Here is a 16,238-nt window from a genome sequence, read left to right as displayed (position 1 = left end):
GCTTTTTTTGTTTCCTTCTCTATTTCACGATTTTATACCGGATCGCCTTGGCAACTGCTTGTGTACGATCTTCTACGCCCATTTTTTGCAAGATCCGATGGATATGCGTCTTGACGGTTCCCCCTGAGATGAGTAAGTGCTGCGCAATTTGATCGTTGCGTTTGCCGTAGGATAGCTGCTCAAGTACGTCCCGCTCTCGATCAGTCAACTGATCAAGCATGACAAGGGGTGGAAGCGCAGAGTCACAGTCAGCATCAGAGTCAGGTTCGTGATTCTTTTGTTGAAACTGTAGAACCTCCGCTAGAGCCTTGGCAGCTGTAGCCGTGTAAAACAGTGCCTCTCCCTGATGGGCCCTGCGAATGAGGTCCAACATATCCTGTGAATCGGAATCCTTTAGCATATAGCCGACAGCACCAGCACGAATACCGTCTACGATGTAATCGTACGTGTCAAATGTTGTGAGGATTAAAACTTTTATCGAAGGATGGAGTCGAGTGATTTCTCGTGTTGCATCGATTCCTGACATATTCGGCATTTGTACATCCATTAAGACTACATCAGGAATGATTTCTCCTACGATCTTCACGGCTTCTTCCCCATTGGAAGCCTCCCCGCTTACTTCCATATCCTTTTGCATACTGATGACATATCCCAATCCTTGACGGATCATCGTTTGGTCATCGACCAGGACCACACGAATGGTCTCTTTTTTGTTTTGATTTTCCACGCTGGCATTCCTCCTTATATACCGCTATTTGCTTTTCAAAGCGGAAAGCTGATGTCAATTTGAAAGCCGTGGGGCTCTCGAATGGAATAGGAAAGGTCCCCGTTTAGTTGCTTGGTTTGTTCTGCGATACCTGTTAAACCTGCGCCCAGCTTGATTTGATGATGATTCGTCATATTCCCATTGTCCCAAATAGCCAGGAATAGATAGTTTTGCTTTTTTTCAATCGTGATGAAAATTTCTGTTGCATCAGAATGTCGTATGGAATTGGTAATCGCTTCTTGGAGAATCCGGTAAAGCGTAATGGTCATCTGCTGAGAGAGAGGAATGTCTGGATTGGGACTGATCAGCTGCATTTTGATGTCGGTATGCTGTTGGGCTCGTGATAAGAGTATGCGCAGCGGTGTGATTCCCAGAGAAGATTTGTCTGCAGCCAATGTATGTACAGACGAGCGTATATCATCGAGGCTTTGCTTGGATACCGTAAGCATGTCTCGGACAGCCTCCTGTGCGTCACTCGGTCCTCCTTGCAGCATGTATTTCAAAGCATTCAATTGAACGATTAACGATGTGAGACTGTGCCCCAAGGCGTCGTGAACATCGCGGGCGATTCTGGTCCTCTCTTCGAGGACAGCGGCACGAAGTGTATTCACAGAGGCCTCTTGAAGTTCAGAATGAGCTTCCTGGAGTTCAACATGCGCCTCTTGCAATTGTTTTAGATGCTGTTGACTCGATTCCTTTGCTTGATTTTGAAGAGATAATCCTCGTGCGCCGATATACCATCCGATATAGGCCACGACATAGCCGATTACTTCCTCAAAAATATTGCCTTTATAAAAGTACATGTAAGAAAAAGAGCATGTGCCAAAAAAAATCGCATAGTACAATCCGCGGCGTTCAAGAATGTGATAACCAATAAAAGCTACCAATGGCAAGGATAGACCGATCTCTTCTCCTACATATAGAACTTTTATAAATGACACAGTACCAAGAACGATAATGGCGATGTCTTTTTGAAGTGGTTTCCAATTCTTTTTGGGTCTCAGAAACATCAGCAAGAAGCAGAAGATGATGATCAGAGAGATGATAAATGGAATGGGGGGTTCATGGATGTAAGCTGTTGGAATGAGAAAAAATGAGATCAATACAAAAAAACAAATGAGCAGGAAACGGGAGCGTAAAGATGCAGTTGAAGCGTTCAAGAAGACAACCTCCTTTCTTGGAATACGTACCCATTATAGTTTCATTTTAGCATGCGCTGTCGTCTATCTCCGGGTGTACGGTCTTCTATCTCTGGATAGATAAAATCAAATTCCACAATTTGACTGCCCGATAGACTTCGGGGACGAATCGTATAAGTACAATTTGATCTGTGGAGGGGAACACCCCAAACGATAGTCCGAAAAATAGACAATGGGTAGGAGGCTTTTATGAACGAACTGTTTCAGTTAGCGAAGATTCTACGTGAAACGAGCACCGTATTTTCCACTCTTTCCATGCAAGCATTGGATTCAAGTGATATCACTTGGCAACAAGTTCTCATTCTGGAGCAAATCGCGATCAGCCCGAAAACAATGGGAGAAATCAGCAAGGCGATTGATCTTTCCTATAGTACGACCTCAGGCTTAATCAGTCGGTTGGAACAGATGAACTTGGTGCGCAGATTTCGTGATAAATCGGATCGGAGAATTGTGTGGGCAGCATTGACGGAGCGTGTACCAGCGAATTGGACGTGTCAAGAAGGAAGTGCTTGCACACCTGCTTCCCTGCATTCCTTGCGCGAGCTTATTTTGGAGAAAGAAATACTGAGCTGATACGCTGAGCTCCCTACAAAAGAAGAGGTGAGAAAATTTTGAATATATCCGAACTGTCCATTAAACGTCCGGTCACGATGATTATGATATCCATAGCCATCTTCATTTTTGGTTTGGTTACCTTTCCTCGCTTGGCTATTGAATTGATGCCATCACTGACTTCACCGGTCGCCGTAGTTGTTACCTCTGTTGAGGGGGCGGCTCCAGCCGAGGTAGAAAAGCTCGTTACCAAACCGATCGAAAATGCATTAGGCACGGTTCCGAATTTAGACAAGGTCACATCAACCTCTGTGAACGGCTCCTCCTCGGTCATCCTCCATTTCAAGTGGGGAACCGACATGGATCAAGCGACACTGAATATGCGAGATAAAGTAGATTTGGTCCGAGGGAGCTTGCCTGAATCAGCTGGTTCACCAAGGGTTTTGAAATTTGATCCGACAAGCCAGCCGATCATTGATCTGGCTGTAACTGGCGATCAAGATGTCAACAAACTGAAAAAAATCGCGGATGATGTAATTAAGGCCCGCTTGGAACGAATTAACGGTGTTGCTTCTGTCACTGTCACCGGTGGGCAAGAGCGAATTGTCGATATCATCGTGGACCCAGCCAAACTAGCCGCCTATGGATTGACATTGGATCAAATAAAGGCAGCACTTGAAAACAGCAATGTATCCGGATCAGCTGGTGCGATTCGGGAAGGTGACGCAAAAACCAGTATTCGCGTGCAAGGAGAATTCACCAATGTGGACACCATTGCACTCACGCCGATCTCTGTCGGTGGGAGCTTCATCCGATTGAGTGATATTGCCAACGTAACAGACACCATCAAAGAAGTAACCAATCTGAGCTACATTGATGGAAAGCCAAGCTTGGGAATTTCCGTGATGAAAGGCACAGGCGGTAATACGATCAAAATCGCAAAAGACGTAAAGGCTGAGCTGGAGAAGATTAATAGCACGCTTCCAGCAAATGTAGAAACAAGCATCGTTCTCGATACCTCTACCTATATCCAGAGTTCCGTTGACAACACGATAGTACATGCTCTTGCAGGTGGTGCCATTGGCGTACTCATGCTGTTCTTCTTCTTGGGCAGTCTGTCGTCTATGCTCATTGCGGTCATTGTCCTGCCTGTATCGATCATATCAACCTTCCTCTTGATGTATATGACAGGTCAAACAATCAACTTGATTTCCTTGGCAGGTCTCACGCTCGGATTGGGATCATTAGTGGACTTCGCGGTTGTTATGCTGGAGAACATTTTCCGTCAGCGGGAACAAGGTAAGGGCATGATGGAAGCGGCATTGGTCGGTTCCAAAGAGGTAGGAACCGCGGTAATGGCATCCGCATTGGCACAAATTTGCGTATTCTTACCGATTGCGCTGACAGAGGGGATTGTTGCTGAGCTTTTCGCACCGTTAGCGTTGACGGTCGTTTTCTCACACATCGCAGCACTTGTTTTCACTTTCTTGCTGGTTCCGATGATGAGTGCTCGGATGTTAAAAACGGTACCGGAGCATACGAATCACGAAAACTATCGCGGCTTCAATCCAATAATCTGGTTTAATATCGGATTCCATAAAGTGGAGAAGGGTTATCAAAGGTTGCTCAAATGGGCATTGGGTCATCGGAAAACGGTGATCGGATCTGCTTTTGCCATGTTGATTGGCTCATTGATGTTAGTTCCCTCTCTCGGAGCAGGTTTTTTCCCAGATATGGACCAAGGGTTAATCCAGGTAGAGATCAAGTTGCCAAAGGGTACTGTCTTGACGGAAACAGAAAAAGTAATGAAGCAAGTAGAAGAAGTGGTCAATCAAGTGCCAGAAAAGAAATTGGTCAAGTCCTCTGTCGGGGGTAGCGACGGTATTTCAGAGAGCGGTGCATCTACTTCTCATAACGCAACGATCGAACTTCACGTAGGAGAGATTTCTACGAGACAGCGATCGACAGAGGAAATTGCTGTGGGCCTGCAAGAGCAAGTCAAGCATATTGCAGGTGCAGATATCAAGGTGAAATCCCTTTCCGGTGGTATGGGGGGCGGAGCAGCCATCTCGATTGAAATTCGCGGAGATGATCTGGACGTCTTAACGGAACTGAGTGAGATTGTGAAAGGAGAAATAGCCAAGGTACCGGGAACGATCAACGTATCTACCAGTGTTCAGGAAATGAGTCAGGAGTTCGATGTGAAGGTCAATACAGAGAAGGCGAGCTTGTATGGAGTGACAACAAATGAAATCCTTTCTGCTGTGCGAACTTCTTTCCAAGGTCAAACGGTTACCCAGTATCGTACGGGCGAAGATGAAATTGATATCAATCTCAAACTGCCAGAAGATTATAAGGAAGATATCAATTACTTGAAGAATCTGCGCATTTCCACGCCAACAGGCGCTCAAATCAGCCTCACTTCCGTGGCGACCATTAGCAAAGTCGATGTACCACCATCGATTGAGCGCAAAAACATGACGCGCGAAGTGACAGTCACAAGCGATTTGATTGGGGATAACCTGCAAGCGGCCGCGACGGAAGTTACGAATATCATCAATAAGTTGAATGTTCCAGACGGATATACCATCGAAATGGGCGGGCAGAGCGAGGATATGGGAAATTCTTTTGTGAATCTGGGTCTCGCGATTATCTTGTCTGTCGTGCTTGTGTACATGGTCATGGCTGCTCAGTTTGAATCGCTTTTCAGTCCATTTATTATCATGTTCTCGGTTCCTCCGAGCCTTACTGGGGTTATACTGGGGCTTTTGTTTACAGGCACGCCTATTACCGTATCTGTTTTGATCGGGTACATTTTGCTGATCGGTCTGGTTGTGAACAATGCGATTGTGCTAATCGATTTGATCAATCAGTTGCGTGCAAAAGGTTGGGAGCTACATGAAGCGATTTTACATGCAGGACCTGCTCGTCTGCGCCCAATTTTGATGACAACTCTCACAACCATTATGGCCATTGCTCCTCTATCGGTTGCTGCTGGGTCTGGTTTGGAACTGCAAGCGCCAATGGCTACTACCGTCATGTATGGTTTGATTTTCTCCACCATGATCACACTCGTACTCGTACCTGTGGTTACCGTATGGTTTGATGAGATGGGACAAAAGAGACGCAACAAACGCAAGCAAAAGCAGGAAAAGAAAAGCCTTACCACTTTGGAATCGACAAATGCATGAGAAAAGAGGAGGAACCATTCATGATCATAAATAAAAGAATCGCGATTGTGGCGCTACTTTCCCTTACCTTGATCACAGGCTGCGCAAGTCAGGAAGAGGCCGCGACGACTGCTGCCCCACCAGCAGAAACGGTTACCCCTGTACAGGTTGCAACGGTGGCACAAGGCATGGTCACTTCTGAGGCTGGACTCACTGCAAAATTGGCACCGAGTGAGGAAGTCCAAATGTCACCAAAAACCGGTGGGAAAATTGCGTCTCTGCCCGTAAAGCTGGGTCAGGCTGTAACAAAAGGACAATTATTGTTTACACTCGATACGAATGAGCTCTCTAACAGCGTAAGAGAACAAGAAGCAGCTCTCCGTGTGGCAAAAGCGAACTTAACCCAAGCAGGCAGTACTTCTAACCAAAGCTTGGTGGAAGCACAAAATGATTTGACAGAAGCAGAGCGAGCGCTTGCTGACGCCAAACTGAATCAACAACGTAATCAGAAGCTGCTCGCAGAGGGAGCGATTGCTACTGAGAAAATGGAAGAGGCTAATACAACGCTCACAAAAGCCCAAATTTCCTATGACAATGCCAAGCAGAAGCTGCAAAGCGCGAAACAAAAAACGGGTGTGCAAGTATCGGCGGCAAGTGTAACGGAGTCCGAGGTCAGGCTGCAAAACGCTCGTGAGCAATTGGCAAATGCAAAGGTTGTCTCCCCCATCGACGGATTTGTCGCAAGCGTGACTGGGGCAGTGGGACAGATGGCAGGCCAGCAACCTATTGTGACCGTCGTCAAAACGAATCCACTTGTGGTCAAAGCGAATTTGTCCGAAGCAGATGTGACGAAAGTAAAAGTAGGAGTATTCGTCAAAGTAAACGTGCAGTCTACAGGCAAAACGATTGATGCAAATGTAACGGCGATTAGTCCTGTCATGGATTCGCAGCTCAAGGCCTATCCAGTAGAAATCACGATCCCGAATGCTTCCAATGAATTGAAGTCCGATATGGTCGTGAATGTTACCTTCCCGCAAAGCTCAGAAGGAGCGAAGTCACTGGTCATTCCTCGCAAGGCCGTATTTGAGCGTGAAGGCAGACAATACGTGTTCAAGCTGGAAGGGGAAGCAGCCAAGCAAGTGGAAGTGTCGACGGGCAACTCGACAAGCGAGTTGATTGAAGTAGTATCCGGCCTAGCGAATGGAGATAAAGTCGTGGTAAAAGGTCAGACGCTGCTTGTGGATGGCGGAAAGGTGAGTATTCAGGAGTAGTTAATAGGAAAGAAAAAGGGGCGGAGCAGATCCGCCTTTTTTTGTTATGAAATGGAAAGAAAATCTACTCTACCAAAAATGCCAAACAGAGTATAATTTTAGCTATGATTAATTTCGACATCAAAGAAATGAAGGGATAAGGAGTCATACATGATTATATCCGCCAAACTATCCAAAGGAATGGCACTGCTCATGACAGTCGTGCTCGTCTCTGGATGCTCGATGTTTGCGAGCAAAGAAGAATCCACTGAGCGCCTGAAGATAGAGAAGAAACAGAAAATCACTCGATACACGGGTGAAAAAAGCAAGGCGCTACCTTATGTATACACGGGGCGCAAGGAACTGGCTCTGACGTTTAACGGCATGGGCGACGATAAAATGATGAAAAGTCTTTTGGAGCAGCTAGATGCTCATAAAATAAAAGCTACCTTTTTTCTCCCTGGTATGCGTGTCGCCGAGGAGCCAAACATCGCCAAGGACATTTTGGCCCGCGGTCATGAAATCCAAAACAACACATTGAATCAATTGGATATGAGCAAGCTCAGCTACGAGCAAATATATCGAGAGATTCAGTTGAGTAATGAGGTAATCAAACGCGAGACGGGTATTTCACCTCGCTATGTGAGGACCAAATCTGGCGATGTGACAGATGACGTTCGTTTGGCAGCCGCCCATCTCGGGATGGAAGCGGTCGTCAGCTACAACATCAACCCGAAGGACCGTGATTTGCAAAAAGACGCCAAAACCATTGGAGATTACATAACACGCTACATGTCCAGAGGCAGCATTATCTCACTCAATACAGACATCAATCCTGAGGTGATCCCAGCCATTCCGATGATCGCCAAGGCAGCAGCGGATATCGGCTATCAGTTTGTCCCACTCAGTGAGATGGTGAAAAACGGCGGTGAACGCAAGCCGCTGGAACAAATTCCAGGCTTTGACGCAGCAAAATTGAACCCGCAATTTGAAAATGCCGAGTACGAGATCATCTCTCAGGTCGACACAAATAAAAAACAGATCGCGCTAACCTTTGATGACTGGGGAAGCGACAAAACCGTAACGAAACTATTGGACATTTTGGCAGAGCATAATGTAAAAGCGACGTTCTTCTTGCGGGCAAAAGGGGTGGAGAACAATCCGAATTTGGCGAGAGCGATGGTAGAAAGTGGCCATGATGTGGCCAACCATTCGTATAGCCATCCAGTCATAACGACGCTGACACCAGAAGAATTGCAAAAGGACGTGGTCAAAGCACATCAAGTCATTACCGAAGCGATCCAACAGCAACCTGTCATGCTGTTCCGTCCGCCGACTGGCGTAGTAGACGATCACACAGCCAAAGTGATAGCAGCTACGGGATACAAGGTCATTGCGTTGTACGATGTCACCACATTGGATTGGGACAAGAAAAACAGCGCCCAAGATATTGTAAATGGCGTCATGAGCAGAACGAAAAATGGCAGTGTCATTTTGCTGCATATGCTCGATGACATCCACACGATTGAGGCACTCCCCGTTGTACTGGAAAGCTTGAAAAGCAAAGGCTACACCTTTGTAAAGATGGACGATATGCTTAAACAAAGCCGCTTTGGCAACTAATCTCTTTCTCAGAAAGGGATTTTTTTTGCCTTTTTCGCAAAGCTGGGGGCGATTGACAGTAAAAATACTCTTTGTTATAGTTTTGTCGATAATGATAATCAATATCGATAATATATCTATTTTACAAACGTACATAAGGGAGGCCCATCATGCTTACGAACAAAACAGTCAAAGCTGTCCTTGCTGTCATTTTTGTGTTCTCGCTTTTTTTGACGGCATGCGGTGGAGCAAATACGGCAACGCAAGCACCCGCCACGGATTCTGCTTCCAAGCCAGCTGACAAGTCAACAGAAGCCCCTACGGTAAACAAAATGCGCAGTATCGAAACACCAAAAGGGACCATTCAAATTCCTGACAAGCCACAACGTATTGTGACGGACTACTACGCAGGCGAGCTGATTGCAGTAGGTGGAAATGTAATCGGTGCAGAGACGGAAGCTTTCAAAAGCCCGTTTACCGTGGAACAATTAAAAAATGCGCAGGACGTAGGTAGCCCGCGGATCAATGTGGAGAAAACGTTAGAGCTCGCTCCTGACCTTATCGTCGTCATGTATGATGACAATTATGAAGCCTTGTCCAAAATCGCTCCAACCGTTTATCTCCCGTATGGTACGGCGACAAACATTTACGATACGGTCAAATTGTTCGGAGAAGTGGTTGGCGATAAAGAAAAGGCAGACAAGTTCATTGCAGACTTTGACAAGAAGGCTGCCTGGGGTCGCGAAAAGCTGAAAGGCATCGTGGATGAGAACGCGACGGTTGGTCTCTACGAGCTGACGAACAAAGGAGATTTGTGGATTTTCGGCGATCACGCAGGTCGCGGTGGTCAAACCGTGTACAATGCATTGAAGCTGAAAATGCCGCACGCAAACAAATCCAAAGAGCAAACCGTACAGCTGTCCATGGAAACCTTGCCAGAATACGCTGCGGATTACATGTTCGTGACTTTCTACAATCCGGAAAAAAATAGCGAAGCCTTGAAAACCTTACAGGAGTCCGCTGTCTGGAATGCCACCCCTGCGGCGAAAAAAAATCAGATTTTCTACAACGACTACGATACATTCTATCGCTATGACCCAATTGCGATCACAGCACATATCGATATGTTCGTAGATATGCTGATCAAAAGGCATGAAGAGAACAAGAGCAAAAAATAGATCACAAGAAAAGGTCATCCCTCGCCGGATGACTTTTTTTCGTCTCACGTAATAAACCTTACAAAATGTAAAGAAAACTGTAAGGAACATCAATAGCTCCTATTCTGGAATTTGGTTACAGTTGATAGCGACAGAAACAACGAGCGCTAGCCAATAGATAGAATGGAGGAACGTAGAATGAGTACTGCTGTACTAGAAGTGAAAGACGTTCAAAAAATATATGGGACAAAAGGTGAAAGCCAATCGCATGCCTTAAAAGGCGTATCGATGACCATAGCCAAAGGTGAATTCGTAGGAATCATGGGGCCATCCGGTTCGGGTAAAACAACTCTGCTCAACGTGATTTCTACACTGGATCGTCCAACAGAAGGCTTTATTGAAATTGCGGGAACGAACATTACACAGATGAAGCGTAATCAGCTTGCAGATTTTCGCTCACAAAAGCTCGGTTTCATTTTTCAAGATTTCAACCTGCTAGAGAATTTGTCCGTGTATGAGAACATTGCATTGCCACTGTCTCTGCAAGGAGTCCCTTCCAAAGAGATCAGCACCAAAGTAAGTAACGTAGCACAAACACTCGGGATCGAAGAGATTTTGCAAAAATATCCGGTTCAAATTTCCGGGGGACAAAAACAACGTGCCGCAGCAGCACGCGCACTTGTGCATGATCCTGCGATTTTGCTGGCGGACGAACCGACGGGCGCTCTCGACTCGAAGAATGCAAAAAGCTTGCTGGAAACGATGACAGATTTGAACGAGAACCACCAGGTATCCATCATGATGGTTACGCATGACGCCTTTTCCGCGAGCTATTGCAAACGGATCTTGTTCATTCAGGACGGCAAATTGTACACCGAGATTCAACGTACGGGGGATCGTCAGCAATTTTTCAAACAAATTCTGGATGTACTGGCCGAGCTAGGTGCATCACATGATGTACGCTAGGAGGTAACGTTTCATGCTTTTCAAGCTATCCTTGTCCAGTATGCGGAAGATGATGAAGGACTATCTGGTTCTGCTCGTGGGTCTGGTCATCTCCATTTCGATTTTTTACATGTTCCAGACGCTTGCCCTCAATTCTGATTACACGAAGAACAACGCGATGATCTCTTCGATTCAGATCGTTTTCAATGTAGGGGCATTCCTGCTGGCGTTTATCACGATTTTTTATATCTTCTATGCCAACTCATTCCTACTCTCACTGCGGCGCAAAGAGCTTGGAATGTACATGGTCTTGGGGGCGAAGAAGGGGAAAATCAGCCAGATTTTGTTCCTGGAAACATTGACGATGGGGATCATTTCCCTGGTGATCGGTAGTCTGGTTGGTATTGCACTTGCAAGCGGCATCGGCGTCTTGCTCATGAACCTGCTGGAGATTTCTACGGATGGGTACTATCCTTTTTATCTGCCAGCCGTTTGGATGACATGGGGATTCTTCCTCATCCTGTTTATCATCACATCCACGATCAATGCGACTCGTTTGGCTCGTGCTACTGAGCTCGCTCTCATCCGTGCCGAGCAACAAAATGACCAAATCAAATCAAAAGGAATCGGAGCCGTTTTGGTAGCCATCCTTGGCGTGATCCTGTTGGCTCTGGGCTATACATGCTTGCACTTGATTATGTACCTGCAAGCTCTCGGCTTTATCGTAGGCGCTATTTCATGCACAGTCGGGACGTACTTGATATTCATCTCGCTGTTGCCAGTGCTTGTACAGGCTTTGAAGAAAAATAAAAAGCTGAATGATAGCAAGTTGAACGCATTCACTTTTGCTCAGCTGCGTTTTCGGGTGAACAACCTGACCAAAATCCTTGGTACAGTAGCCATGCTGATCGGGCTTGGTGTCGGTGCGATGGCAGGGGGCTTGGCCTTCCAGCAAAACGTCAATTTGTTTACCTCGGTATTCCATGTGTATGACATGAATCTGCATGATCCGGTAGAAGCGGATTATGAAGCACTGAAAAAAATGAACGTCCTAACGCAAAATACGTATCGATACAAAGTCGACGACAAGGCGTATTACTACTTGAAGGAAGACTTGCTGGCAAATCCGCTACTGATTTCCACGAACAGCATTCAAAATTACTCTGCTGACAACAAGCCAAAACTTGTGACAGATCCGCTTCCAAAAGAGACGTATATCGTTAGTTCGTCAAAAGATGACAAAGGTAAGTACGATGCTGTTCCTGAGGATTGGGACAAAGCGATATTCACCAATTTTATCAACTACCAGATGATTGAGGGCAAATCTGTTTTGGTTGTGGATCAGGCGACGTATGAGAAAACCGCTGGAAGTGAACATAAGGTTCTCCTTGCCCAGGTTGACGACTATTTGAAATACACGCACGAATTAAAAGAAATGGATGAACGTCAAAAGCAGTTGATTGGGTCTATCGCAAATGTGGAAGCGAAAGACGTATACACTTCTTCCAAATACAGCACGTATGCGGGGATGTATATTTTCACAAGTGGAACGATGTTCATGGGCTTCTTCCTCGGAATTGCTTTCCTGGCGATGATGGCGAGCTGCCTGATGTTCAAAATCTTGTCCGGTGCTTCCCGTGACAAAGATCGTTACAGTATGCTGAGAAAAATCGGCGTACGTCGATCGTTGCTCGTAGGTTCGATCTATAAAGAGCTGTTCATGGTATTCATTTTCCCGGCGATCATCGGTCTGATGCACGTATTGATCGGTATGGAGATGTTCTCGTTCATCCTTTTGGACCCGTATCTGAACATTTGGATTCCGACGCTGATTTTCGTTGTGATCTATGCGATTTACTATTACATCACGGTTCAGCTTTATCGTGGAATTGTGTTGCCGAAAGAAGCGTAAAGAATCAATCCTCCTCATTTGAGGGGGATTTTTTTGTCTTTTATAACGGAGCTGTTGTGGGGAAGAAGCGTCTTTCCAGTCTACGCTTCGGCCTACGCCCCGCTGTGGGTTGGACTGTCCGCTCCGGGCTGAATGGCGGGAGCCGCTTCAAAAGTAGCAGTTTCGATGAGGTATTCGCAGAGTTGAAGCTAAAAGCACTCCCTCCATTCAGCCCTCCGCTTTGTCGGGCTCCAGAGGCGCTTGGACTGGAAATACGCTTCTTCTACGGAGCTATTGTTAAAAACGGAGAGCCGCTTCAAGAAGCGTTCTTCAAATCAAAACAGTTGGAAAGACAAAAATAATGAACACATCCCGCTGTTGACAAGGATAATGATAATCATTATCATAATCAGTGGTTGATTGGAAATCATGTCCATTATGCAACATCCTTTATCATTTGATGTAACACCTAGAAAAGTAAGGGGGAAATTATTCATGCGTCTTATGAAATTACCAGTGATGCTTGTATTTTTGTCTGCGATGCTGCTACTCGCTGCTTGCGGCAATGCAGGGTCATCTGCACAATCTGGTTCCAACCAAGCTGCTACAGCTCAGCCTGACGCGGCGAAGCCGGCTGAAGAGCAAGTGCGCACAGTGAAGCACATGATGGGAGAGTCGACTATCAAAGGCACTCCAAAGCGTATCGTTGCATTGGAATGGAGCTCAGCAGAGCATTTGTTGGCTCTTGGTATTCAGCCTGTAGGGATTGCAGATATTCCAAATATGAAAAAATGGGTCAAACTCCCGGTGGAGATTGCTCCAGAAGTAGTGGATGTAGGGAGTCGTACTTCCCCAAACCTGGAATCGATCATGATGTTGAAGCCAGATTTGATTATCGGTATTAAAAGAAACGTGGAAGCCAATTACGACGAAATGAGTAAAATTGCTCCAACGATTGCTTTTGATACGAATCCTGCTGAAGGTCAGGGATCACAGTATGATCGAATGATCGAGATCTTCAAGCAAATTGCGGATATTACGGGTAAAAATGCTGAAGCCGAAGCCGCTTTGAAAGACCTCGACAAGACTTATGCGGAAGCAAAAGAAAAGCTGACCAAGGCTGGTGCAGATAAAGTTCCATTCGTCCTTGCGATGGGGTACAGCAGTCAAAATGCGGTAGAATTCCGTTTGTCTACGGACAACTCTACAGCAGCAAGCATCTTGATTCATATCGGTCTGACAAATAAGTATAAGCCCAAGAAATTTGAGCAAACAGGAATGACACTGGCAGATGTGGAGGCACTTCCAGCGTTGCAGGATGCGAATTTCCTCCATATCATTCAAAATGATGATAACGTGATTGAGAATCAATTGAAGAACAACCCGGTTTGGAACGGCCTTACTTTTGTGAAAGAAAATCGCGTCTATGCTCTGGGCGGAGATCTGTGGCCGTATGGTGGTACCATGTCTGCAAAGATTCTCGCGAATAAAGCTGTTGATCTGTTGGCAAAATAATGAGTTTAGCCAAAAGTAAAATGTTTACACGATCTAACATCACTCCAGCCACTTCCTCACAAAGAGGGGGCTGGAGATTGTTCTTGATGGTAGGGAGTGGACTGGTCGCTCTGTTGGTGCTTATATTTGTCAGTTTGACACAGGGAATGGCAGACATTTCTCTGCGTTCTGTTGTTCAGGCCATTATTGCTCCACAAGACATTTCCGATCACCACATGATTCAAGGTGTTAGGCTTCCGAGAACGGTCATGGGGCTTTTGTCTGGTGCAGCCTTGGCGATTGCCGGAGCTTTGATGCAGACAGTGACACGAAACCCGCTTGCTTCGGAAACGACATTGGGCGTAAATGCAGGTGCTTATTTCTTCGTGGTGTTCGGGATGGTTTTCTGGCCATCATTCTTGCATGACCATCCGCTTCCATTTGCGATGGCGGGCGGAATACTTGCAGCTGTTACCGTATATTTCATGTCTGGCGGGCAAAAAGGTACGCCTGTGCGTGTGGCTTTGTCCGGGATGATTGTCACCTTGGTGTACTCCTCCTTGACAAGTGCCATCATCTTGTTTAACGAAGAAACGACAAATGGCATTTTCCTCTGGGGCTCAGGCTCCTTGAAGCAAAATGACTGGTCGGGTGTAGAATTCAGTTGGCCTTGGATTGTAGCGGGGATTTTGGTCAGCTTTTTCATGGCCAGGCAGCTTGATGTACTTAGCCTTAATGAAGAAACGGCGAAATCCTTGGGGCAAAAGGTAGCAAAAACACGGCTTTTCACCATGTTTATTGCGATCCTGGTTACGTGCGTCAGTGTCAGTGTGGTCGGGCCAATCGGTTTTATCGGACTCGTCGCTCCGCATCTGGTGCGATTGTCAGGCATCACCCGGCATAGATGGCTGCTGCCGCTATGTGCCATCTGGGGGGCAGCGCTACTTGTGGCTTCTGATACGATTGCACGTATGTTTATCAATCATTATGGTGAACTTCCGGCAGGAGCCATCACGGCTGCTATCGGTGGCCCATGGTTGATTTGGCTGGCTTTGCGTGTTTCGCGCAGCATGAGTGCTGGTACTGGAGGCTCGATGAGTGTCGGTGGAGCACAACGCAAAGTTTCGTATCCGTTGATTGTGTGCATTCTTGCTGTGTTGCTTGTGGTCGTTTGGATGATCAGCTTGTCTAGCGGAAACATGTACCTGCCGTGGACTGAGATCATCGCCATTTTCATGGGACAAGGAAACGAGATGTACAGTCAATTGGTGTTTGAGCTTCGGATGCCGCGACTGTTGACAGCGATGTTGGCAGGTGTGGCACTCGCGATCAGCGGAAGTCTCATGCAGAGTGCAGTACGTAATCCACTAGCTGATCCGCAGATTGTCGGTGTCACGAGCGGTGCGGGTGTAGGGGCGATTATCGTGCTCCTCGTGTTTCCTCAACTCTCGGCTTGGATGCCGCTAGGGGCCGTGGCAGGTGGGATCATCTCTGCTGCGATTGTGTACGCGGTCTCTTGGAGAAGAGGGCTCAATCCAATCATCTTGACGCTTGTAGGTATTGCGGTTTCTGCCGCAGGTGCCGCCTTGATCAATATCTTGATCGTACATTCCATGATTCTGGCAGCGCCCGCACTTACTTGGCTGGCAGGAAGTACATATGGGCGGGGATGGATGGAAGTAGGCCGCCTTTTGCCTGCGATCCTCGTTTTAGCACCGATCGCATGGTGGCTGGGACGTCGGGTGGACCTTTTGTCATTTAACGACGAGAGCTCGACTGGATTGGGGTTAAAGGTGCGGATGACGAGGTTGTCTGTGGCAGTCATCGCAGTGTTGCTCGCTTCAGCGGCAGTTGCCAGTGTCGGAGCCGTAGGATTTATCGGTCTTCTCGCTCCGCATGCAGCCCGTATGCTGGTTGGACCGCATCATCGCCGTGCAGTTGTCGTCTCAGCCATGCTTGGAGCTGTATTGCTGGCTGCTTCTGATTTGTTGGGAAGAACCGTCATGATCCCGAAAGATATTCCGGCGGGAGTAGTGGTGGCGTTGCTAGGTGCGCCTTATCTGTTCTTGCTGATGTTTCGTTCAAATCGTTCCTCACAATAACGTAGGCAAGGTAAGTACTTGCCAAATACAGAGATCTCCAACATGATAAAAGTAGAACAGGCTGATTCTTGCAATCAGCTTGTCTACTTTTTCTTGCTATTTTCCGGTGA

11 protein-coding genes are annotated in these 16,238 nt (G+C 46.7%); 9 read left to right on the top strand and 2 right to left on the bottom strand.

What is annotated here, in order from left to right:
* Nucleotides 1–19: 19 nt before the first annotated feature.
* Nucleotides 20–727 (bottom strand): response regulator transcription factor, encoded by a 708-nt coding sequence (locus tag KB186_RS15765; RefSeq protein ID WP_232773950.1) that lies wholly within the window; start codon nucleotides 725–727, stop codon nucleotides 20–22.
* A 35-nt stretch (nucleotides 728–762) separates the two neighbouring features.
* A complete protein-coding gene (locus KB186_RS15760) occupies nucleotides 763–1,926 on the bottom strand; it encodes a sensor histidine kinase (RefSeq protein WP_232773949.1) in 1,164 nt (387 codons plus the stop codon).
* A 228-nt stretch (nucleotides 1,927–2,154) separates the two neighbouring features.
* Between KB186_RS15760 and KB186_RS15755 the strand changes: the two genes are divergently transcribed.
* The 9 genes from KB186_RS15755 (at nucleotide 2,155) to fhuB (ending at nucleotide 16,128) form a co-directional block, all read left to right on the top strand.
* Nucleotides 2,155–2,538 carry a MarR family winged helix-turn-helix transcriptional regulator gene (locus KB186_RS15755; protein WP_173610552.1) on the top strand — a complete coding sequence of 128 codons (384 nt, stop codon included), beginning with the start codon at nucleotides 2,155–2,157 and terminating at the stop codon, nucleotides 2,536–2,538.
* Nucleotides 2,539–2,576: 38 nt separating this feature from the next.
* Entirely contained in the window at nucleotides 2,577–5,708 is a 3,132-nt protein-coding gene (locus KB186_RS15750; RefSeq protein ID WP_232773948.1) for an efflux RND transporter permease subunit, read from the top strand.
* Nucleotides 5,709–5,728: 20 nt separating this feature from the next.
* Nucleotides 5,729–6,958 carry an efflux RND transporter periplasmic adaptor subunit gene (locus KB186_RS15745; protein WP_232773947.1) on the top strand — a complete coding sequence of 410 codons (1,230 nt, stop codon included), beginning with the start codon at nucleotides 5,729–5,731 and terminating at the stop codon, nucleotides 6,956–6,958.
* A gap of 150 nt (nucleotides 6,959–7,108) precedes the next feature.
* Nucleotides 7,109–8,560, top strand: coding sequence for a polysaccharide deacetylase family protein (locus tag KB186_RS15740; RefSeq protein ID WP_232773946.1), 1,452 nt, complete (start codon nucleotides 7,109–7,111; stop codon nucleotides 8,558–8,560).
* A 149-nt stretch (nucleotides 8,561–8,709) separates the two neighbouring features.
* A complete protein-coding gene (locus tag KB186_RS15735) occupies nucleotides 8,710–9,717 on the top strand; it encodes an ABC transporter substrate-binding protein (protein WP_173610548.1) in 1,008 nt (335 codons plus the stop codon).
* Between the two features lie 177 nt (nucleotides 9,718–9,894).
* Entirely contained in the window at nucleotides 9,895–10,662 is a 768-nt protein-coding gene (locus KB186_RS15730) for an ABC transporter ATP-binding protein (protein WP_173610547.1), read from the top strand.
* 13 nt (nucleotides 10,663–10,675) lie between these two features.
* Nucleotides 10,676–12,553, top strand: coding sequence for an FtsX-like permease family protein (locus KB186_RS15725; protein WP_173610546.1), 1,878 nt, complete (start codon nucleotides 10,676–10,678; stop codon nucleotides 12,551–12,553).
* A gap of 474 nt (nucleotides 12,554–13,027) precedes the next feature.
* Nucleotides 13,028–14,047: an ABC transporter substrate-binding protein gene (locus KB186_RS15720; RefSeq protein ID WP_221866864.1), complete on the top strand. Its 1,020-nt coding sequence runs from the start codon at nucleotides 13,028–13,030 to the stop codon at nucleotides 14,045–14,047.
* Entirely contained in the window at nucleotides 14,047–16,128 is a 2,082-nt protein-coding gene (fhuB, locus tag KB186_RS15715; RefSeq protein WP_370646687.1) for a Fe(3+)-hydroxamate ABC transporter permease FhuB, read from the top strand. The genes KB186_RS15720 and fhuB overlap by 1 nt, the downstream gene beginning before the upstream one ends.
* Nucleotides 16,129–16,238: the final 110 nt, after the last annotated feature.

The sequence above is a fragment of the Brevibacillus sp. AF8 genome (assembly GCF_021270385.1).
Taxonomy (GTDB): domain Bacteria; phylum Bacillota; class Bacilli; order Brevibacillales; family Brevibacillaceae; genus Brevibacillus.
This window is presented reverse-complemented; position numbering and strand designations above follow the sequence as displayed.